Origin of the sequence: Sagittula salina, assembly GCF_017813235.1 — a bacterium.
Taxonomy (GTDB): Bacteria; Pseudomonadota; Alphaproteobacteria; order Rhodobacterales; family Rhodobacteraceae; genus Sagittula; species Sagittula salina.
This window is the reverse complement of record NZ_JAGISH010000011.1, coordinates 20,138-41,438: the sequence shown is the minus strand read 5'-3', so window position 1 is coordinate 41,438 and position 21,301 is coordinate 20,138. Positions and strand designations below refer to the sequence as shown.

The following is a 21,301-nucleotide window of genomic DNA, read 5'->3' as shown; positions in this document are numbered from 1 at the left end:
ACCCCTTGCCGCATTCATGGCAACGGGAGCGCACCATGGCCGAACCGCTGATCCTCGGGCTGGAGAGCAGCTGCGACGACACCGCCGCCGCGCTGGTTCGGGGCCGCGATGTGCTGTCCTCGGTTGTCGAGGGGCAGAACAGCCTGCACGCAGCCTACGGCGGCGTCGTGCCCGAAATCGCCGCGCGCGCCCATGCCGAGCGGCTGGATCTGTGCGTCGAACGCGCGCTGGACGAGGCCAGCGTCACACTGGCCGACGTCGACGCCATCGCGGCAACCGCCGGGCCGGGACTGATCGGCGGCGTCCTGTCCGGCGTCATGATGGCCAAAGCGCTGTCGGCCGCGCTGGGAAAGCCGCTGATCGGGGTCAATCACCTCGCCGGCCACGCGCTGACACCGCGGCTGACCGACGGGCTTGCTTATCCGTACCTGATGCTGCTGGTGTCCGGCGGGCACTGCCAGTTCCTGATCGTGCGCGGGCCGCAGGATTTCACCCGCCTCGGCGGCACCATCGACGACGCGCCCGGCGAAGCCTTCGACAAGACCGCGCGCCTGCTGGGCCTGCCCCAGCCCGGCGGTCCCTCGGTAGAGATCGAGGCCCGCAATGGCGACGAAACCCTGTACCGATTCCCCCGTCCGCTGCTGGACCGCCCCGGTTGCGACCTGTCGTTTTCCGGTCTGAAAACCGCTCTGATGCGCCAGCGCGACCAGATCATCGCCGACCGCGACGGGCTGACACGGGCCGACCGCGCAGCGCTTTGCGCCGGGTTTCAGGCCGCCGTGCGCGACGTGCTCGCCGAAAAAACCCGCCGTGCCATAGGGCTTTACATGAATGAAACCCCCACCGAACCGGCCTTTGCCGTGGCGGGCGGGGTGGCTGCGAACATGGCCATTCGCACCGCGCTTGAATCAGTTTGCATTAACTTTGGAATCAGATTCACCGCCCCGCCGTTACGATTATGTACCGATAATGCCGCTATGATCGCCTATGCCGGCGGGGAACTGCTGGCGGCGGGCGTGTCGCATGACATGTCGCTGCAGGCCCGGCCACGCTGGCCACTGGACCGGAGGGCCGCACCTTTGGTCGGTCACGGAAAGAAGGGTGCCAAGTCGTAACCCCAAGGGCACGACACCCGGCACCACAAAAGGAGACGGCATGAAGGACGCCTTTGCATGACGGTTTCGGTTTTCGGAGCGGGCGCCTTTGGCACCGCTCTCGCCATTGCGCTCGCGCGCGAAGATCGCCCTGTGACGATCTGGGGCCGCGACCCCTACGCCGTGTCGCGCATCCGCGATCACCGCTCATCGCCGCGGCTGCCCGGTATCCGCATCCCCACGCGTGTGACCGCCACGGCGAACCTCGACCGTGCGCTGGAGGCGGAAACGCTGCTCATCACCGTTCCGGCACAAAGCCTGCATCAACTGCTCGACCGTATCGGGAACAGGGCTGGACATGCCCGCGTCGTGCTGTGTTGCAAGGGCATAGACATGGAAAGCGGCCTCGGCGTTTCCTCGCTCTGGGCAAAGGCCCGCCCGGGCGGCACGCCGCCCGCAGTGCTCACCGGTCCGAGCTTTGCCAATGACATCGCCCAGGGCCTGCCAACGGCGCTGACGCTCGCCTGCAGCAGCGAAGAGACGGGCCAGGCACTGCAAAAGGGTCTCTCCACCTCGGTTCTGCGGCTATACACCACGACGGACACCATCGGCGCCGAGCTTGGCGGCGCGATGAAGAACGTGATGGCAATCGCCTGCGGTGCCTGTATCGGCGCCGGTCTGGGCGACAGCGCGCGCGCCGCCCTGATGACGCGCGGCTTCGCCGAGATGACGCGCCTTGCCACCCACATGGGCGCGCGGGCGGAAACCATGGCCGGCCTTTCCGGCCTTGGCGACCTCGTGCTGACCTGCACCTCCGAACAATCGCGCAACTTCCGTTTCGGCCTTTCGCTGGGCCGGGGGGAGGATTTCGACCCCTCGGTGACCGTGGAAGGCGCCGCCACCGCCCGCGCCGCCGCGCGCGTCGCACGGGAGAACGGCCTCCCCTTGCCGATTACCGCAGCGGTGGCGGAACTGACCACGGGCGACTTGACGGTCCGGGACGCAATGGATCAATTGCTGTCCAGACCGCTCAAGGAAGAATGACACATGCTGATTGCCCTGATGGCTTTTGACAAACCCGGCGCCCTGCAGGTCCGGAAGGACAACCGCGACGCCCACCTCGCTTATATCGAGGCGACCGGCGTCGTGACGCAGGCCGGTCCGCTGCTCGACGACGCGGGCGAAATGGCCGGATCGCTGGTCATCCTCGACGTGGCCGACACGGCCGCCGCGCAGGACTGGGCCAACAACGACCCCTACGCCAAGGCCGGGCTGTTCCAGTCCGTCACCCTCCGTGCCTGGAAAAAAGTCATCTGATGGCCTTCTGGCTTTTCAAATCCGAACCCGATGCATGGTCGTGGGCCGATCAGGTGGCCAAGGCCGACGCAGGCGAGGAATGGAACGGGGTGCGAAACTACCAGGCGCGAAACTTCATGCGGCAGATGGCGGTGGGGGATCTCGGTTTCTTTTATCACTCGCAAAAGGACCGCGCCGTGGTCGGCATCGTCGAAGTCATCGCTGAAAGCCACCAGGACAGCACCACCGACGACCCGCGCTGGGACTGCGTCGATATCAAGGCGGTTGAACCCCTGCCAAGGCTCGTCACGCTCGACACGGTGAAGGCCGACCCGCGCCTGTCGGAGATGGCGCTTGTCCGCCAGTCCCGCCTTTCGGTTCAGCCGGTCACGGCCGAGGAATGGCAGATCGTCCGCACGCTCGGCGGCCTCTGACGCACTGAGCGTGCCCCTCCGGACACCCTTTCCGTTACTGGCAACTGCGGAAGAAGACCCGTCTCGGCACGGTCCTGGCGGGTAGAACAGAACGACCACGTCGAGCGGCAGCACCGCGTCCGTACAGAGCCGGTCGGCTTTTACAGCGCGCGGGTTGCACGGCTCCCTTGCCGGGCGGGCCAGGGCCATCCTCACAAGACCGGCCCTGGACCCGCCCCGACCGCTGACACAGTCCCCCACAACACTGGCGAAAACGCGACATTTATTACGAAAGCGATGCAAACGCGCGTTGTTTACCGGTCGACCGGCATCCTGGAGGGCTTCGGAAACGTGTGCGGGGGACCCCGGCAGCAGCCAAGGCCCCCCTCTCACCCACGTGCTCCCTACGCACCACACGTGAAACTGGATTTTGGGCCTGACCGTTCTAGCCAGATTTGCAAGAACCATACCCTCGGGCGTGCCTTCTGGCAAACGTCGAGTACCCGCAATTTTCCGCAAAGCCCGACAAAAGAAATGACCGCCGGATCTCTCCGACGGTCCCTCGATCACGGTTCGACCCGGTCAGCCGTAGACCGCTTCCTTACCGAAATGCTTCGTCAGCATGTAATAGATCACGGCGCGGTACTTGTTGCGCTCGGACTTCCCGTAGGTCTCGATTACCTGATTGATCGCGTCCATCAGGTCGGGAGTGTCCGAAAGGCCCAGCTTCTTCATGAGAAAGTTGGTCTTCACGGTGTCCAGCTCGCCGGCCTGGCTCGACGCCACAGTCGAACTGTCGGCATTGTAGATCGACGGACCGCAACCAATTGTCACCTTGGTCAGAAGGTTCATGTCCGGCTCCATGCCGCACTTGTTGCGCAGATCATCCGCATATCGCTGGATCAGCTCGTCACGCTTTCCCAATGGTGTTCTCCCTCATTCCGTGGACGCCGCGCGCCCGTTTTTTTCGATGCGGCCCCGCCGGGCCTCGGAAAACATGGTGAATCACGTGGGGGAAGCTGGCAAGGAAAATGCGTCCCCCGTTTTCCCCCTGCCCGCGAACGGGTGTTCCGGTGTCGTTTGCCCCGCGGTCCGCGATCAAAGCCCCGCCGCGACCGCCTCCAGCGTCAGGGCCCCCGGGTGCAGCCCTTCGCGCACCAGTCGCGCGCCCATCGCCTGCATGGCCGCGTTCACCGGAACGGGCACGCCGTGAAGCCGCCCGAGGCGCACGATCTCGCCGTTCAGCCAGTCGGTCTCGATACTGCCGGCACCGCGCAGCAGGCTCTGTGCCGAAGACCCGCCGGGGCGTGCCTCTCCCGCCACCTCCGTGCCGTTCATCAGCGCGCGTTTCGCCGGGTCCGCGTCCCCGCGCCGCTCGACCCGGATGCCCGCCGCGCGCAACACCGCCTCCGCCTCGTCCTTCATCCGGGCGGACAGGTCGCCGAAATCCGCCCCCCGCCCCAGCGAAGCCTCAAGGATATTGCCCAGATTTACCAGAAGCTTGCCGTATTTGGACGCCATCACGTCCTCACGCACGAACCCCGCCATCCCCGCGCCGTCCAACACCATCGCCAGTGCCTGGTCCGCTGCATCCGCCCCGCGCGGGTAGCGGCCCAGGTCAAAGACTCCGAACTTCGGCGCGCCGTTACAAACCACCTTGCCGGGGTGAAGGTAGGTCGCGGGCATCATCACCGTGACGCCGTGCACGTTCGGGAATAGCCGCAGCGCGAGGTCCTCGTTCGTCACGCCGTTCTGCAGGCAGAACAACGGCTGGTCGGTCACTCCCGCCGCGCGCAGATCCTCCAGCGCGCCGGGGGTGTGCTGCGTCTTCATGCACAAGAGCACCATGTCGTCCGCGCGCCAGTCGATCTCCGCGGGGTGACCCACGCAGGCGAGGTGCTCCACCACCTCCAGACCGGGCGCCTTCAGCCACAGCCCGTCTGCCCGCACCGCTTCCAGCATGGCACCGCGCGCAATGGCGACGACCTCCACGCCCGACCGTGCCAACAGCGCAGCGACACTGCCGCCGATCGCGCCCAACCCGTAGACAACAACCCGCATGAACCCCTCCCTTTTGCCGCAGCCTGCAACGAAAAAGGCCGGGCGTATACCCGGCCTTCCGTACCCTTGGGCCGACCGCTGAACGGCCAACCGGCACAGGATGGATTTTCAACCCACCGTCAGTAGCGGTAGTGTTCCGGCTTGAACGGCCCTTCGGGCGAGACGCCGATATAGGCCGCCTGCTCCGACGACAGAGTCGTCAGCTTCACGCCGATTCGGCCAAGGTGCAGCCGCGCCACCTTCTCGTCCAGATGCTTCGGCAGGATATAGACGCCCGGCTTGTAGTCCGCCCCGTTCTTCCACAGTTCGATCTGCGCCAGCACCTGGTTGGTGAAGGACGCCGACATCACAAAGGACGGGTGCCCGGTGGCATTGCCAAGGTTCAGCAGCCGCCCTTCGGACAGCAGGATGATGCGCGAGCCCGAGGGCATCTCGATCATGTCGACCTGGTCCTTGATGTTGGTCCACTTGTGGTTCTTCAGCGCCGCGACCTGGATTTCGTTGTCGAAATGGCCGATGTTGCCAACGATGGCCATGTCCTTCATCTCGCGCATGTGCTCGATGCGGATCACGTCCTTGTTGCCGGTGGTGGTGATGAAGATGTCGGCATCCGCCGCCACGTCCTCCAGCAGCACGACCTCGAATCCGTCCATCGCCGCCTGCAGGGCGCAGATCGGGTCGGCCTCCGTGACCTTCACCCGCGCGCCGGCGCCGCGCAGCGACGCGGCAGAGCCCTTGCCCACATCGCCGTAGCCACAGACGACGGCGACCTTGCCCGCCATCATCACGTCGGTGGCGCGGCGGATGCCGTCGACCAGCGATTCCTTGCAGCCGTACTTGTTGTCGAACTTCGACTTCGTGACGGAATCGTTCACGTTGATCGCCGGGAAGGGCAGCTGGCCGGTCTTGTGCAGGTCATACAGGCGATGCACCCCGGTGGTGGTCTCCTCGGAAACGCCCTTGATCGCTTCCCTGACCTTGGTGAACCAGCCCGGGGAGGCCGCCATGCGCTTCTTGATTTGCGCCTTGATGACCTCTTCTTCTTCCGACTGCGGCACGGGGATGATCTCTTCTCCGGCCTCGGCGCGGGCGCCCAGCAGGACATACAGCGTCGCGTCGCCGCCGTCGTCGAGGATCATGTTCGCGCCGTCCGGAAACTGGAAGGAGCGGTCGAGGTAATCCCAGTGCTCTTCCAGCGTCTGCCCCTTCACCGCGAAGACCGGCGTGCCGCCCGCCGCGATCGCCGCAGCCGCGTGATCCTGCGTCGAGAAGATGTTGCACGAGGCCCAGCGCACGTCCGCGCCCAGCGCCACCAGCGTTTCGATCAGCACGGCCGTCTGGATCGTCATGTGCAGCGACCCAACGATCCGCGCGCCTTTCAGCGGCTTTTCCTCACCGTATTCGACGCGCAGCGCCATGAGACCGGGCATTTCAGTCTCGGCGATGTCCAGTTCCTTGCGGCCAAAATCGGCCAGCGCAATATCCTTGACGACGTAATCCTGGGTCACCGGGGGTGCCTCCGTTGCAAACGAGCTTTGGCGCGGAGTTACCATCAAGGTGATTAACAGGCAATGACACCGCTCCGGGAACTGCACGGCAACGGCCCTTTGAATTCTGCGCGACACCGGACTAGACAATTCCGGACGAACGAGGACCGGCGGAAACGGCGCCGGGCAAGGCAGGACGCGACCGACGATGGCCAGATCCCCCCGCGCATGGCAGCGCATGCTTTCGGGCCGCAGGCTCGACCTTCTCGACCCGACCCCGGTGGACATCGAAATCGAGGACATCGCCCATGGGCTTGCCTTCGTGGCGCGCTGGAACGGCCAGACCCAAGGCGATTTCGCCTATTCCGTGGCCGAACATTCCCTGCTGGTAGAAGCGCTCTTTGCCCGCCAGAACCCGAAGGCGAGCGCTGCCCAGTGCCTGACTGCCCTGCTGCACGACGCGCCGGAATACGTCATCGGCGACATGATTTCCCCGGTGAAGGCGGCTGTCGGTCCTGAATACGGCGATCTGGACAAACGCCTGGCGGCTGCCATCCACATCCGCTTTGGCCTGCCCGCCCTGACCCCCGCGCGTCTGAAACGGCAGATCAAGAAGGCAGACAATATTTCTGCCTGGATGGAGGCGACGCAGATCGCGGGCTTTACCGAGGCAGAGGCCGACCGCTTCTTTGGCAAGCCCGACCGCGACTTGATCGCCGATCTGACGATCGAACTGCGCCCGCCAGTCGAATGCCGTCACGCCTTCACCGCCCGGCACGCGGCGCTTCTGGCGGAGTGCTGAACGCTCAAATCGGGGAAGCTGAAACAATTCGCCGCAAAATCGCCTGATTCGCACGCCATAAGGAAACAAAGGCGGAATTAGCCGCCATTCGTCATTTACGAAGGAGCTTCCCCGTGTCGCGTGCAAGGATCATGATTCTCTCTCTCTGCGTCCTGGCCACTGCCGGATGCGGCGGTGCATCCGTGGTCAGCCGCAACGCCGGGGCAATGGCGTTTTCCACCTCCGGCACGGCGGGCGACCCCGACATGGTCGCACAAGCCCAGGCGCTGGATGTCATGACGCGGGACCTGATGCGGCGCGCAACGATCAAGGGCGCCTCCGTGGGCGCCGCGGCGGGCTGCGGACTCGCGGTGATCTCGGCCTCCGAGGGGGCGAAATGCCTCGCCGGGGCGGTAGCGGGCGGCGCCGTCGGCGCGGTCGTCGGCAACGCCATGGGCCGCGCCGAAGTCGCAAAGCGGGTGGAAATCGTGCGCCTCAGCCGCGTCACCCCGGCGATTTCCGGCGCGCAAAAACAGATGGCGCACCTCAACGATGGCATGGCGGATTTCATGGCAGCCCAAGACGACGAAATGGCAGTGCTGACGATGCAGCGCGATCAGGGCAACCTGACCCCGAAGCAATACGAAGCCCGCCTTGCCAAGGCCCGCCAAAACCGCGCCGCGGTGGCAGAGGCCCTGACGCTGTCCGCACGGCAGGCGCAGATGGCCCATGCAGCGCTTGTGGATGCCCGCGCCAAGGGGCAGACCGGCCTCGACTGGCACATTCTGCAAGTGGAAACGCTGGAGGACGAGGCGACCTCCGCCCGCGCCCGCATATCCCTGCTCTGACGTGTCTCTCGGGCACCGGAAACCAGAAAGGTTTTCGCCCCGTTTTTTCCGGGAAAACGCCCCCGCCGCGACTGGCCCGCCGCGACTGGCCCGACTGGGGCGCGTTCCGTAGGGGCAGCCCTCAGCGGGGCGAGCGTTTGGCCAGGATGCGTTGCAGCGTCCGGCGGTGCATGTTCAGCCGCCGCGCTGTTTCCGACACGTTGCGGTCGCACAGTTCATAGACCCGCTGGATATGCTCCCAGCGCACACGGTCCGCGCTCATCGGGTTTTCCGGCGGCGGCGGCAGTTCGTCCGTCTTCGACAGCAGCGCATTGGTGATGTCGGTGGCGTCGGCGGGTTTCGACAGGTAGTCCGTCGCGCCGATCTTCACTGCGGCGACGGCGGTGGCGATTGCGCCATAGCCGGTCAGCACCACGATGCGGGAGTCGGGGCGTTTCGCGCGCAACACCTCGACAACGTCGAGCCCGTTGCCGTCCTCCAGCCGCAGGTCCACCACCGCGAAGGCCGGTGGCCGCGCCGTGGCGATCGCCGTCCCGGCTGCCACGGATCCCGCCGTTTCCACCTCGAACCCGCGCTTTTCCATGGCCTTGGCCAGACGTTTCAGGAAGGGCTCGTCGTCGTCCACCAGGAGAAGGGACTTGTCCTCACCCAGATCGTCCATGTGGTCTTCGGCCAAGTGCCCGCCTCCTGTTGCGAAACCAGTGAAGGAAACTATTAACCACGCCCCGGTGCGCGGTCAAATGCCGCAAGGTCAGCCTGCGGCACCCGACGGGAACCGGTTCAGGCCCCGCTTCAGGACTTCGCGGCCTCGGTGAAGCAGGACACGCGGTCCGCCATCTCCTGCGGCGTCACCTCGCGACGGAAATAATCGACGAAACCCGCCTCCGGCAGCACGAGGTAGGTAAAGGTCGAATGGTCGACGAGATAGTATTCCGGATCGCCGCCCTCCTGTTTCTTGTAATAGGTCCGGTAGGCTTGGCTCGCCGCCTTGATCTGCTCCGGCGCGCCGGTCAGCCCGATCATCTTTTCGTGAAGGTTCGAGGCGAAGTCACCCACCACCTCCGGGGTGTCCCGCTCCGGGTCGATGGAGACGAAGACCGGCGTTACGCTGATTCCGCGTTCCGCCAGCAGATCCACGGCTTCGGCGTTGCGCGCCGTGTCAAAGGGGCAGACGTCGGGGCAGAAGGTGTACCCGAAATACAGCAGCGTCGGTTCGGTGATCACGTCCCTGTCGGTCACCGTCTTGCCCTGGCTGTCGACCAGCGTGAAAGGCCCGCCGATGTCGCCCGCAACCGCACCCTGGCGGCACTCGGCAAACGTGTCATCGCCACGGCCGAAAAGCCCCGCCTGCGAGGCGATGAAGGTGCCGCCCAGCAACAGGATGACCGCCACCCCGGCGGTGATCGCATAGGTCCTGGCTGTCATGTCTCCCTTTCCGCCGACGTTCGCCGACTGTCACATATGGTTATCAGCATGTTTCCCCTAGCATGCGCCATGGCGCTTGCCAACGCGGCCGCAAGAGACGAAACAAATCCCATGAGCACAACCGATTTCGGCCTCCTCGGCGAAGCGAGCCGCAGCAACTGGATCCGTCTGCGGACGATGATCCTCCTGCGCTGGGTCGCGATCTGCGGCCAGCTCGCGGCCATCGTCATCGCACAGCGGCTTTACAACCTCCAGCTTGAACTGGGGCTGTGCTATCTTGCCGTGGGTGTCTCCATCGTCGGCAACCTCGTCGCCATGTTCGTCTTCCCCGAAAGCAAGCGCCTTTCGGAGATGGAGAATTTTCTCATGGTGCTCTTCGACCTCCTGCAGCTCAGCTTCCTGCTGTTCCTGACGGGTGGTCTGAACAACCCCTTTTCCCTGCTCATCATCGGGCCGGTGACGATCTCCGCCTCGGTGCTGTCGCTGCGCTCCACCGTGATCCTTGGCGCCACCGCCATGGTGCTGGTCACGGTGATGATCACCCACCATCTGCCGCTCCGCACCGACGAAGGCTTTGTCCTCCGCATCCCCGACATCTTCATCTACGGGCAATGGGTCGCGCTGGTGATCGCGCTGGCCTTCCTGTCGGTCTACAACCGCCGCATCGCACGCGAAATGACCTCGATGTCGGATGCGCTCGCCGCCACCCAGATGGCGCTGGCGCGGGCGCAGAAGCTGAACGACCTCGGCGGGGTTGTGGCCGCCGCCGCGCATGAACTCGGCACGCCGCTCGCGACGATCAAGCTCACCTCATCGGAACTGGCGGAGGAACTCGACGACCACCCCGACCTGAAGGAGGACGCCCTGCTGATCCGTTCCCAGGCGGACCGCTGCCGCGATATCCTGCGTTCCATGGGGCGCGCCGGGAAGGACGACCTGCACATGCGGCAGGCCCCCCTGCTGGAGGTCATCCGCGAGGCCGCCGAACCGCACCAGGACCGCGGCAAGGACATCCTGATCGAGGACGGCCCCGGTCCGGGCGGCGAATACCTGGCGCCCGAGGTCTACCGCCGCCCCGAAGTCATTCACGGGCTGCGCAACCTCGTGCAGAACGCAGTCGATTTTGCCCGCTCCACCGTCTGGATCGAGGCGATGTGGACGGACGACATCATCTCCATCCGCATTCTCGACGATGGCCGTGGCTACCCGCCGCATCTGATCGGACGACTTGGCGATCCGTTCATGCGCCGCCGCCGCTCCGACGCGGACCGCAGGGCACGCCCCGAATATGAAGGCATGGGGCTGGGCCTCTTCATCGCCAAGACGCTGCTGGAACGGTCCGGGGCAGAGCTGAGCTTTGCCAATGGTTCCGACCCCTACGCGCCGCACCCGACGCCCGGCACACCCTGCGGCGCCATCGTGGAAGTCGTCTGGCCCCGCGCGCAGATCGTCGCGCCCAGCGGCCCCGGCACCAGACTTGGTGAAAACCAGCGTTTCGAGGCCTGACCCGCGCCATCTGCCCACTCACGGCGTATTCTGTGACGTTTACGCCACATTAACCAAAGTGAATTATTCTGTGCCAGGGGTGAAATTCGCCCTCAGGTTGACGAGCGTGGGTGCTACAGTGTCCCGACGGCGACAGGTGCAACGGGGGACGGAGTGGACCAACTCGATGTCATTGCGATCAGCGCAGGCATAGGCCTCGCCATTCTCGTCGCCGCGCTGCTGGGTCTGGCCATGATGCGGCAGGCAAAAGGGCCGTCCATGGGCGACGCGTCCCCGACAACGACGGTCCTGCTTTTCCAGGATGGCACGGTGATCGACTATACCGCCAGCGCGGGTGCCCTGCTCGACCGGCCGGAATTGCGTGGCACGTCGTGGTCCGAACTGCGCGCCGCGCTGCTGCCCGGTTTCCCGGACCTGCCGAAGGTCCCGCCGACCGCGCCCGCCGCATGGGTCTGCACCATCCTGCCGGATGCCCAGCTGACCGCCATGCCCGCCGGGCGCAGCCTGCGACTGTCGTTGACGGTCGCGCGGGGCGAACCCGCTATACTCTTCCGCGCCGCCAGGGAGAGGGATGAATTCCGCCGTCTCGAAGGTATCTGCCAGGCAACGCCCGCCCCCGTCTTCCAGACCGACGGCGAGGGCCGGGTGACCTGGCACAACCACGCCTTTGCCGCCCTTTGCGAGGAGCACGGGCACGACAATTGCCGGGTGAATCCCTTCGACATGCCGGTGCCGCTCTCGCGGCAAAGCCATGGCACCCGTGTCAGCCTCCCTTCCCCGGAAGGAGAGAGCAGCTGGTTCGAACTGACCTCCTCCCCGGTGGGCGATGGCTGGGTACATTTCGCCAGCCCCATCGACAGCCTCGTGCACGCCGAGATGGCCCAGCGCCATTTCGTCCAGACCCTGACGAAAACCTTCGCCCACCTGCCCATCGGCCTCGCGGTCTTTGACAAGAACCGCCAGCTTGTGCTGTTCAACCCGGCGCTGGTTGACCTGACGCACCTGCGGGTGGATTTCCTCGCCGCGCGCCCGAACCTGCTGTCGTTCTTCGACACCATGCGCGAGAACCGCATGATGCCCGAGCCGAAGAATTATACCAATTGGCGCGACCAGCTGTATCAGGTGATCACCGCCGCGCGCGAAGACCGCTACGCCGAAACCTGGAACCTGCCCTCCGGCCTGACCTACAAGATCACCGGCCGCCCGCATCCCGACGGCGCCGTGGCCTTCCTGATGGAGGACATCAGCGCGGAAATCAGCCTGACCCGGCGTTTCCGCTCGGAGCTTGAGCTGACGCAGTCGGTGCTCGACTGTCTCGACGATTCGGTGGCGGTCTTCTCGCGGTTGGGCGTGCTGATCTTCTCCAACGCCGCCTATCGCGAACGCTGGAAATCCGACCCCGACAGCGCCTTTGCCGAGGTCACCATCGTGGACGCCACCCGCGACTGGCGCGACGCCTGCGAACTCTCGTCGATCTGGACCGAAATGCGCGAATTCGTCCTGACCCTGCGCGAACGCGCCAGCTGGGAGGCGCCGCTCCGAACCCTTCAGGGCGAGGACCTGCTCTGCATCGTGGAGCCGGTCGCCGCCGGGGCCACCATGGTGCGCTTTACCCGCCCCCGGCCCGCCCCCCAACGACAGCAGCGAACCGAAACAAACGACAATACCGTCACCGGGACCAACGCCCCGTCCAACGCCCCGACCAGCGCCCCGTCCAGCGCTCAGGACACCGTGGACACCTGACGGACCCGGCGGCACCGGGGATCTTTTGCGCTTTTCGCGGCGGCGGAAATCGCCCATCTTCCGGGCCATGTCCAACACCGCCGACAGCCCTGCCCTCTCGCGCTGCCCCGCGCTGACCCTGCCCACGCCCGAGGCCACCGCCGACCTCGCCCGCGCTCTTGGCGCGCAGTTGCGACCGGGTGACGTGCTGCTGCTGTCCGGCGGCATCGGCGCGGGCAAATCACACTTCTGCCGCGCCCTGATCCGCTCGCTTCTGGGAGAGGAGGAGGACGTGCCCTCCCCCACCTTCACGCTGGTGCAGGAATACGACACGCCGCACGGCGCCCTCTGGCACGCCGACCTATATCGCCTGTCCCACCCGGACGAAGTTCTGGAGCTCGGCCTCGCCGACGCCTTCACCGACGCGATCTGCCTTGTGGAGTGGCCCGACCGGCTGCGCGACCTCGCCCCGGAGAACGCCCTGAAACTGCACTTTTCCACCACCGCCGAAGACTCCGCCCGCCACCTGTCCCTGTCCTGGAGCGATCCGCACTGGGACAGCCGCGTGCACGCGGCGCTTTCCGCCGCGCCGGACCCGGCCCACGCCACGACGATCGACGCCTTCCTGCATCGGGTCGGCTGGGACGGTGCCCTGGCCGAACCGCTCGCCGGGGATGCCTCTGGCCGATCCTACAGCCGCCTGCTCCGTGCCGGAGGCGAAAGCGCCATCCTCATGCAGGATCCCACCGGTGATACCGGGCTCTTTGCCCGCATCGCCCGTCACCTGACCGCGCGCAACCTCTCCGCCCCGCTTGTCCTGGCCGAGGCGGACGGCCTGCTGCTGCTCGAAGACCTCGGCGACGCGCTCTTTGCCCGCCTCGCCGTCACGCCCGAGATCGAACAGCGCCTCTACCTCACCGCGGTCGAGGCGCTGGTGAAACTGCACGCGACGCCCGCCCCGGCCACTCTGCCTGTGGCCACACCGGACCACCTCGCGCAGGCCATCGACCTCGCCTTTTGCCATTACGCGCAGATGCCCGCCCTGCTGGCGGAGGCCGTGGACACCTTCCGCCCCCTGCTGGCGGAACATGCCCCGCCCGAGGATGTCATGGTCCTGCGCGATTTCCACGCCGAAAACCTGCTCCTGCTCGAAGGTCGCACCGGTGCCGCCCGCGCCGGGCTGCTCGACTTTCAGGACGCGCTTATGGGCAACACCGCCTACGATCTCGTTTCGCTCTGCCGCGACGTGCGGCGCGACGTCCGCCCCGAAACCGAAGCGGCCTGCATCCAGGCCTACCTCGACGCCACCGGCGCCGACCCGCAGGCCTTCCGCGCCGCCTATGCCGTGCTTGGCGTACAACGCAACCTGCGCATTCTTGGCGTCTTTTCCCGCCTCGCCGTGACGCGGGGCAAGACGCGCTATCTCGAATTCCTCCCACGCACATGGTCGCACATTCAGGCACAGATGATGCACCCGGCGCTGGAACCCCTGCGCCCGATCATCAGCCAACTGCCGCCGCCCGACGCCCCCCATATCCAAAGCATTCTCTCCCGATGCCCGTAACCGCCCCGCAAACCCCCGCCGCCGTCATGCTTTTTGCCGCCGGGTTCGGCACGCGGATGGGCGCGCTCACTGCCGACACGCCGAAGCCGCTCCTGCCCGTGGCGGGCCGTCCGCTGCTGGACCACGCGCTCGACCTGACCCATGGCCTGTCGCCGCGTGTCGTCAACGCGCATTACCGCGCCGAACAGGTGGTCCGGCACCTCGCCGGGACCGATGTCCACGTCAGCGTGGAGGCCCCCGAGATCCTCGACACCGGCGGGGGTCTGAAACGCGCGCTCCCGCTGCTTGGCCCCGGCCCGGTCTTTACCCTGAACACCGACGCCGTGTGGTCCGGGCCGAATCCGCTGGATATCCTGCGCGCGGCGTGGAGCCCGGATCAGATGGACGCGCTGCTGCTATGCGTGCCGCTGACCCGCGCCGTGGGCCGCAAGGGCGGCGGCGATTTCAGCCTTACGGATGGACACCTCGCGTGGCAGGGCGATGCCGTATACACCGGCGCCCAGATCGTGAAGACCGCCCGCCTCGCGCAGGTCGAGGAAGACGCCTTTTCCCTCCATCGCCTCTGGAACGAGGCGCTCACCGCCGGGCGCTTCTGCGGCGTCACCTATCCCGGTACGTGGTGCGACGTGGGCCACCCGGAGGGCATCCGCCTGGCCGAGGACATGCTCCGCCACTCCGCGACCTAGGCTGCCGGTCTTCCGTCCCGCGCTCCGAAACCCGGCTTGCCCCCGCCTGCCCAAAGGTCCATCCTGCCCCTCCGGGGCGAAACGGGGCGTTATGGTGCAAGTGACTGAAACAAAACTATTTTACGATCACGGCCCGCGCCTGTTCGCGCTGCCGCCCGGGGCCGACTTCCCCGCCGCGCTGATCGACGGGTTGCGGCAGCGCCTGCATGGCCAGCCGCCGGAGGCCATCGCCCGCGTCGAGCTATACGTGAACACCGACCGCATGGCCCGCCGCTTGCGCGCGCTCTTCGACGCGGGCCCGGCCTCGCTGCTGCCCAAGATCCGGCTCGTAACCGATCTGGCCGATCCGCTGACCCGCGCGCAACTCCCCACGCCGGTGCCCCCGCTGCGCCGCCGCCTGGAACTGACCGGCCTCGTCTCCCGCCTGCTCGAGGCGCAGCCCGACCTGGCGCCGCGCGCCGCGCTCTTCGACCTTTCCGACAGCCTCGCAACCTTGATGGAGGAGATGCACGGCGAAAACGTGCCCCCCGATGCCATCTCTGCGCTCGACGTCTCCGACCAGTCGGGGCACTGGCAGCGGGCGCAGGCCTTCTTCGACATCGTGCAGGGCTATTTCGAGGATGATGCCGCCCCCGACGCGCAGGCCTTCACCCGCCGTGCGCTGGCCCTGCGCATGGACCGCTGGGAAGTGGCGCCGCCGCAGCATCCTGTGATCGTGGCGGGCTCCACCGGGTCGCGCGGGACGACGCATGCCTTCATGACCGCCGTGGCACGGCTGCCGCAGGGCGCCGTGATCCTGCCGGGTCTTGATGGCGACATGCCGGGCACGGTCTGGGACATGCTCGACGATCCCCTGACCGGGGAAGACCACCCGCAGTACCGCTTTGCCCGGCTGATGCGCGATCTGTCGCTGTCGCCCGCGCAGGTCGCGCGCTGGACCGATGCCGCCGCCCCCGCACCCGCCCGAAACCGCGCGCTTTCGCTCGCCCTGCGGCCCGCGCCGGTCACGCACCAATGGCTGTCGGAGGGGCCGAAGCTGCCCGACCTGCCCGGCGCCATGACCGGCGTCACCCTGCTGGAGGCACCCTCCCTGCGCGAGGAGGCGCTGGCCATCGCCCTGCGCCTGCGCCAGGCGGCAGAGGACGGCACGGAGGCCGCGCTGATCACCCCGGACCGGATGCTGACCCGGCAGGTGACCTCGGCGCTGAACCACTGGGGCATCGTGCCCGACGATTCCGCCGGGACGCCCGCGCAGTTGACCCCGCCGGGGCGCTTCCTGCGGCTGGTGGCGGAGCTGTTCACCCGCCCCCTTGCCGCCGACCTGATGCTGTCCATCCTGAAGCACCCGCTGTGCCATGCGGGCGCCGACCGGGGCCAGCACCTGCTGAACTCCCGCGATCTCGAACTCTCCATCCGCAAGCACGGGATGCCCTATCCCACACCCGCAACCCTCTCTGACTGGGGCGTGACGCACGACCGCCCCGCCTGGGCGACATGGGCCGGCCAGCTTTCGGCCTGCGAGCCGCGCGCCCTGCCGCTTTCGGACTGGGTCGCCCGGCACATCGCGCTGGCAGAGGCGCTGGCCGCTGGCCCCGACGGAACGCCCCGCCCACTCTGGGACGAAACCGCCGGCCGCCGCCTGCGCATCATCATGGACGGCCTCGGGGCCGAGGCGGAGCACGGCAGCGAAATGTCCGCCCGCGACTACGCCGACCTGCTCTTTGCGCTGCTCAGCCGCGAGGAGGTCCGCAACCCCGACGCGCCGCATCCGCTGATCCGCATCTGGGGCACGCTGGAGGCCCGCGTGGGCGGGCCGAAGCTGATGATCCTCGCCGGACTCAACGAAGGGTCATGGCCACAGGCCCCCGCCGCCGATCCCTGGCTGAACCGCCGGATGCGGGCGGAAGCCGGGCTCTTGCTGCCCGAACGCCGCATCGGACTGTCGGCGCATGACTTCCAGCAGGCCGCCGCCGCGCCGGAGGTCTGGCTGACCCGCGCGCTGAAATCCGACGACGCGGAAACCGTGCCCTCGCGCTGGATCAACCGCCTCGTCAACCTGATGACCGGCCTGCCCGATCGCCACGGCCCCGAAGCACTGAAACAGATGAAGGCGCGCGCGCAGCCGTGGCTCCGCCTGGCGCGCGCGTCCGAGGCGCCGATCCATGCCGATCCCGCGCCGCGCCCCTCGCCCGCGCCGCCCGCCGAGGCGCGGCCCCGCCATCTGTCGGTCACGGCGATCAAGCGGCTGGTGCGCGACCCCTACGCGATCTACGCCAGAAACGTGCTGGACCTGAAACCGCTCGACCCGTTGATGCAGGCGCCCGACGCGCTGATGCGCGGCATCCTCACCCACTCGGTGATCGAGACCTTCATCAAGGAAACCGTCGAAGACCCCTCGAAACTTTCACCTGACCGCCTGTCGGAGATCGCCGCCGACCTGCTGGCGCAGGTACCCTTCCCGACGGTCCGCACCCTCTGGCAGTCGCGCGTCAACCGCTTCGCCCCGTGGTTCACCGCCTCGGAGGCGGAGCGCCGCCGGCGCGCTACCCCGCAAGCCGCCAATTTCGAGATCGAGGGCAAGGCCGAGATCCCAGCCTTGGGCTTCACCCTCACCGGCACCGCCGACCGCATCGACATGGACGACCGCGCCGGCGCCCATGTCTACGACTACAAGACCGGCACCGCGCCCACCGCCGCCATGCAGAAGGCCTTCGACAGGCAACTTCTGCTCGAATCCGCCATGCTGCTGCAGGGTGCCTTCCCCGGCCTCAGCCCGCGCCATATCGCCGCCGCCACCTACGTCCAGCTCAAACCCGGCGAGCCGAAGGAAATCCCCGCCCCGCTTGAGGACTGCCCGCCGGAACAGGTCTGGGCCGAGTTCACCGCCCTCATCGCCGCCTACATGGACCCGGGCAAAGGCTTCACCGCCCGCCGCGCGCTCCAGAAGGACACCGACCTCAGCGACTACGACCACCTTTCGCGCTTTGGCGAATGGGACGTGACCGACGCACCCGTGACAATGGACCTGACATGAGAGACGACGCCACCGAAGCGCAAGTCCGCGCCGCCGCGCCCTCCCATTCCACATGGCTCGCCGCCAACGCCGGTAGCGGCAAGACCCGCGTGCTGACCGACCGCGTGGCGCGCCTGCTGCTCGAAGGGGTCGACCCCTCCCACATCCTCTGCCTGACCTACACCAAGGCCGCCGCCACCGAGATGCAGAACCGCCTGTTCAAGCGCCTCGGCGGCTGGGCCATGCTCGCCGAACCCGCGCTGCGCGCCGAACTCGACCAGCTCGGCGTCGAAACCCAGCCCACGCCCGCCTTTCTTCAGGACGCGCGCACGCTCTTTGCCCGCGCCATCGAAACCCCCGGCGGGCTGCGCATCCAGACCATCCACAGTTTCTGCGCCGCCCTCCTGCGCCGCTTCCCGCTCGAGGCGCAGGTTTCCCCGCAGTTCAAGGAGATGGAGGACCGCGCCGCCGAGCTTCTGCGCGCCGATCTGCTGGAGGACATCGCCCAGGGCCCCGACCGCCTCCTGCTCGAAGCGATCGCGCCCTACCTCTCCGGCGACAACACCGAACCGCTCCTGCGCGCGCTGACCGCCCACCGCGCCACCTTCCTCGATCCGCCCACGCCCGAAGACATCCGCCAGCACTACGGCCTGCCTCCGGAGGCCTCCGCTGAAACGCTGCTCGGCTCCATCTTCCTCGGGTCCGAAGCCCGGCTTGTGGCCGACCTCATCCCCGCCTTCCAGCAGGGCGGAAAGACCGAACAGGGTCTTGCCGACACGCTGAAAACCTTCCGCGCCGCCGACGCGGAGGGCCTGACCGTGCTGAAATCCGTTGTCCTCACTCAGGGCGGCACCCTGCGAAAGAATTTCCCCACCAAACCCACGCGCAGGAATTTCCCCGACCTCTGCGAGGCCTACGACCAGCTCGCCGCCCGTATCGAAGCCGCGCTGGAAACCGAAAAGGCGCTCGACGCCGCCGCCCGCGACATTGCGCTCACCGCCTTTGCCGCGCGCTTCGTCCCGGCCTACGAGCGTGCCAAACTGCTGCGCGGCTGGCTCGACTTCGACGACCTCATCACCCGCGCCCGCGACCTCCTGTCGAACGAAAAGGTGGCCGACTGGGTGCTCTACAAGCTCGACGGCGGCATCGACCACATCCTCGTGGACGAGGCGCAGGACACCTCGCCCGTGCAATGGCAGGTCATCGAACGGCTGGCCCACGAATTCACCTCCGGCGAGGGCGCGCGCGACACCCGCCGCACGATCTTCGTCGTGGGGGACAAGAAGCAGTCGATCTATTCCTTCCAGGGCGCAGATCCGCGCGAATTCGACCGGATGCGCGAGGATTTTCGCGAGCGGCTGAAAAACACAGATGCGCCGCTGGTGAACTCCGAACTGGCCTTCTCCTTCCGCTCCGCCGAACCGATCCTGCGCGTGGTGGACAACACCTTTGCCCATGCGCTCGAGTCGGGGTTCGACGGCGCGCTGCACCGCGCGTTCAAGGACCGGATGCCGGGGCGCGTCGACCTCTGGCCCGTTGTGGACAAGGTGAAGGACGACGCCGACGGCGAGTGGCACGAACCGCTGGACCGGCAGGCCTCCACCCATCACACGGTGATCCTGGCAAAGCGCATCGCCCGCTTCATCCGCCAGACCATCGACGCGCATCACCCGATCCCCGAGGAGGTCGACCATTCCGGCACCTATGTGCCACGCGCGGTCCACGCGGGCGATTTCCTGATCCTCGTGCGTCGCCGTGGCCCGCTGTTTCGGGAAATCATCCGCGCGGCCAAGCAGGAGGGCCTGCCCATCGCCGGCGCCGACCGGCTGAAGGTCATGGCAGAGCTTGCCGTGCGCGACATCATCGCCGTGCTGAAGTTCCTCGAAACGCCAGAGGATTCGCTCTCGCTCGCCACCGCGTTGCGCTCGCCCTTGTTCGGGCTTTCGGAACAGGACCTCTTCACTCTGGCGCACGGCCGCCCGCGCAAATACCTCTGGGAGGTGCTGCGCGACAGCGACGCGCCCTATGTGACCGTGCTGAAGGACCTGCTGCGCAACACCGATTTCCTGCGCCCCTACGACCTGATCGACCGCATCCTGACCCATCACAAGGGCCGCCGCCTGCTGATCGGGCGGCTGGGGGCAGAGGCCGAGGACGGCATCAACGCCTTGCTGCAACAGGCGCTCAGCTACGAGCAGACAGAGGTGCCGACCCTCACCGGCTTTCTCGAATGGGCGCAGGCCGACAACCTCGAAATCAAGCGCGCCCCGGATTCAAAGGGCTCCACCCTGCGGGTCATGACGGTACACGGCTCGAAGGGGCTGGAGGCGCCCATCGTCATCCTGCCCGACTGCGCAAAGCCCGACACATCCGTGAAGGCCGACCTGCTGCGCGATCCGGAGGGCGTCGTCTGGAAACAGACCGCCGCCCAGCAACCCGCCCGCCAGAGCGCCGCCATCGACGCCGCCAAGACCCGCGAGGCGCAAGAACGCGACCGGCTGCTCTACGTCGCCCTGACGCGGGCCGAAAAATGGCTGGTGGTCGCAGCTGCGGGCGATCTGGGGAAGGACGGCGACGCCTGGTACGATCAGGTGCAGCGCGGCATGGGTGCCAGCGCTGCCGTGCCGCATGTCTTCGACTACGGCGATCTGGGTGCGGGCGAAGGTCTGCGCGTGGAATCAGGCGACTGGGTCACGCCGCCCGCCGACCTGCCAACGGTCGCGGAGGACGAGCAGCCGGTCTACCCCACGGAGATCGACCTCCCCCTGCCGCCACCACCCGTTCCGGCGGTGACGCGCAGCCCCTCCGACCTTGGCGGGGCAAAGGCCCTGCCCGGCGCGGAGGGCGACACGGAGGAGGTCGCGCTGGCCCGTGGCACCGCGCTGCACCTGCTGCTGGAAACCCTCGCCGCACTGCCCGCCCCCCTGCGGGCAGAGGCCGGACCCAGTCTTCTGGCCGAACTGGAGCAGAACCCCGACACGGCGCTGATCCGCGACCAGTTGCCCCTGATCCTCGCGGAGGTTCTCTCCGTCCTCGACACCCCCGCGCTGGCGCGGGTCTTCGACGACCATGCCCTGACGGAGGTGCCGGTGAGCGCCGAACTGCCCGGCATCGGCCGCATCCACGGCATCATCGACGTGCTGCGCGTAACGCCCGGCACCGTCACGGTCGTCGACTTCAAGACCAACCGGACCGTCCCCGCCACACCGGCGGACGTGCCCGAGGGCCTGTTGCGCCAGATGGCCGCCTACCACGCCGCGCTGGCGCAGCTCTACCCCGGCCGCAGCATCGAAACGGCGCTGCTCTGGACCGCCACCGCCCACTACATGCCGTTGCCGCACGACCTCGTTACCCAAGCTCTTGATCGGGCCGCCATGCCTTGACGACTCCCGGCCCGACGCATAC

18 protein-coding genes are annotated in these 21,301 nt (G+C 67.2%); 12 read left to right on the top strand and 6 right to left on the bottom strand.

Going from position 1 to position 21,301, the window contains the following annotated elements; all coding sequences use genetic code 11:
- Positions 1 to 35 precede the first annotated feature (35 nt).
- The 4 genes from tsaD to J5474_RS17645 are packed head-to-tail and all read left to right on the top strand — an operon-like array spanning position 36 to position 2,824.
- Positions 36 to 1,115, top strand: a complete 1,080-nt coding sequence (tsaD, locus tag J5474_RS17660) for a tRNA (adenosine(37)-N6)-threonylcarbamoyltransferase complex transferase subunit TsaD (protein ID WP_209362517.1) — start codon at positions 36 to 38, stop codon at positions 1,113 to 1,115.
- A gap of 57 nt (positions 1,116 to 1,172) precedes the next feature.
- Positions 1,173 to 2,138 (top strand): NAD(P)H-dependent glycerol-3-phosphate dehydrogenase, encoded by a 966-nt coding sequence (locus J5474_RS17655; protein ID WP_209362516.1) that lies wholly within the window; start codon positions 1,173 to 1,175, stop codon positions 2,136 to 2,138.
- Positions 2,139 to 2,141: 3 nt separating this feature from the next.
- Positions 2,142 to 2,411, top strand: a complete 270-nt coding sequence (locus tag J5474_RS17650) for a YciI family protein (protein ID WP_209362514.1) — start codon at positions 2,142 to 2,144, stop codon at positions 2,409 to 2,411.
- Positions 2,411 to 2,824, top strand: a complete 414-nt coding sequence (locus tag J5474_RS17645; RefSeq protein ID WP_209362512.1) for an EVE domain-containing protein — start codon at positions 2,411 to 2,413, stop codon at positions 2,822 to 2,824. Before J5474_RS17650 ends, J5474_RS17645 begins: the two co-directional genes overlap by 1 nt.
- A gap of 561 nt (positions 2,825 to 3,385) precedes the next feature.
- Here the strand turns inward: J5474_RS17645 and J5474_RS17640 are convergent.
- The 3 genes from J5474_RS17640 to ahcY form a co-directional block, all read right to left on the bottom strand.
- Positions 3,386 to 3,727, bottom strand: a complete 342-nt coding sequence (locus tag J5474_RS17640) for a DUF2853 family protein (protein WP_209362510.1) — start codon at positions 3,725 to 3,727, stop codon at positions 3,386 to 3,388.
- Positions 3,728 to 3,901: 174 nt separating this feature from the next.
- Positions 3,902 to 4,864: a ketopantoate reductase family protein gene (locus J5474_RS17635; protein ID WP_209362508.1), complete on the bottom strand. Its 963-nt coding sequence runs from the start codon at positions 4,862 to 4,864 to the stop codon at positions 3,902 to 3,904.
- 119 nt (positions 4,865 to 4,983) lie between these two features.
- The gene (gene ahcY, locus J5474_RS17630; RefSeq protein WP_209362507.1) at positions 4,984 to 6,372 is read right to left on the bottom strand and encodes an adenosylhomocysteinase; all 1,389 of its coding nucleotides are present in this window, start codon (positions 6,370 to 6,372) and stop codon (positions 4,984 to 4,986) included.
- 187 nt (positions 6,373 to 6,559) lie between these two features.
- On the opposite strand from ahcY, the gene J5474_RS17625 reads away from it, so the two are divergent.
- A complete protein-coding gene (locus J5474_RS17625; RefSeq protein WP_209362506.1) occupies positions 6,560 to 7,153 on the top strand; it encodes an HD domain-containing protein in 594 nt (197 codons plus the stop codon).
- Positions 7,154 to 7,266: 113 nt separating this feature from the next.
- Positions 7,267 to 7,980: a hypothetical protein gene (locus tag J5474_RS17620; RefSeq protein WP_209362505.1), complete on the top strand. Its 714-nt coding sequence runs from the start codon at positions 7,267 to 7,269 to the stop codon at positions 7,978 to 7,980.
- 121 nt (positions 7,981 to 8,101) lie between these two features.
- On the opposite strand, the gene J5474_RS17615 is transcribed toward J5474_RS17620, so the two are convergent.
- Both J5474_RS17615 and J5474_RS17610 read right to left on the bottom strand, forming a co-directional pair.
- On the bottom strand, positions 8,102 to 8,641 hold the full coding sequence (locus J5474_RS17615) for an ActR/PrrA/RegA family redox response regulator transcription factor (RefSeq protein WP_209362706.1): 540 nt from the start codon (positions 8,639 to 8,641) through the stop codon (positions 8,102 to 8,104).
- A 131-nt stretch (positions 8,642 to 8,772) separates the two neighbouring features.
- Positions 8,773 to 9,405: an SCO family protein gene (locus J5474_RS17610; protein ID WP_209362503.1), complete on the bottom strand. Its 633-nt coding sequence runs from the start codon at positions 9,403 to 9,405 to the stop codon at positions 8,773 to 8,775.
- A gap of 111 nt (positions 9,406 to 9,516) precedes the next feature.
- Between J5474_RS17610 and regB the strand changes: the two genes are divergently transcribed.
- On the top strand, positions 9,517 to 10,911 hold the full coding sequence (regB, locus tag J5474_RS17605) for a sensor histidine kinase RegB (protein WP_209362501.1): 1,395 nt from the start codon (positions 9,517 to 9,519) through the stop codon (positions 10,909 to 10,911).
- Between the two features lie 153 nt (positions 10,912 to 11,064).
- Positions 11,065 to 12,654, top strand: a complete 1,590-nt coding sequence (locus J5474_RS23160; protein WP_209362498.1) for a PAS-domain containing protein — start codon at positions 11,065 to 11,067, stop codon at positions 12,652 to 12,654.
- On the opposite strand, the gene J5474_RS23310 is transcribed toward J5474_RS23160, so the two are convergent.
- Positions 12,581 to 12,823: an MJ0042-type zinc finger domain-containing protein gene (locus tag J5474_RS23310; protein WP_209362703.1), complete on the bottom strand. Its 243-nt coding sequence runs from the start codon at positions 12,821 to 12,823 to the stop codon at positions 12,581 to 12,583. The genes J5474_RS23160 and J5474_RS23310 overlap by 74 nt on opposite strands.
- On the opposite strand from J5474_RS23310, the gene tsaE reads away from it, so the two are divergent.
- The 4 genes from tsaE to addA all read left to right on the top strand — a co-directional run bounded on the left by tsaE (position 12,722) and on the right by addA (position 21,279).
- Positions 12,722 to 14,197 (top strand): tRNA (adenosine(37)-N6)-threonylcarbamoyltransferase complex ATPase subunit type 1 TsaE, encoded by a 1,476-nt coding sequence (gene tsaE / locus J5474_RS22850; RefSeq protein WP_245216552.1) that lies wholly within the window; start codon positions 12,722 to 12,724, stop codon positions 14,195 to 14,197. The genes J5474_RS23310 and tsaE overlap by 102 nt on opposite strands.
- Positions 14,188 to 14,883, top strand: a complete 696-nt coding sequence (locus J5474_RS17580; RefSeq protein WP_245216551.1) for a nucleotidyltransferase family protein — start codon at positions 14,188 to 14,190, stop codon at positions 14,881 to 14,883. The genes tsaE and J5474_RS17580 overlap by 10 nt, the downstream gene beginning before the upstream one ends.
- Before the next feature lie 100 nt (positions 14,884 to 14,983).
- A complete protein-coding gene (gene addB, locus J5474_RS17575) occupies positions 14,984 to 17,917 on the top strand; it encodes a double-strand break repair protein AddB (RefSeq protein WP_342454062.1) in 2,934 nt (977 codons plus the stop codon).
- Positions 17,914 to 21,279 carry a double-strand break repair helicase AddA gene (gene addA / locus J5474_RS17570; protein ID WP_209362494.1) on the top strand — a complete coding sequence of 1,122 codons (3,366 nt, stop codon included), beginning with the start codon at positions 17,914 to 17,916 and terminating at the stop codon, positions 21,277 to 21,279. Before addB ends, addA begins: the two co-directional genes overlap by 4 nt.
- The last annotated feature ends 22 nt before the right edge of the window (positions 21,280 to 21,301 follow it).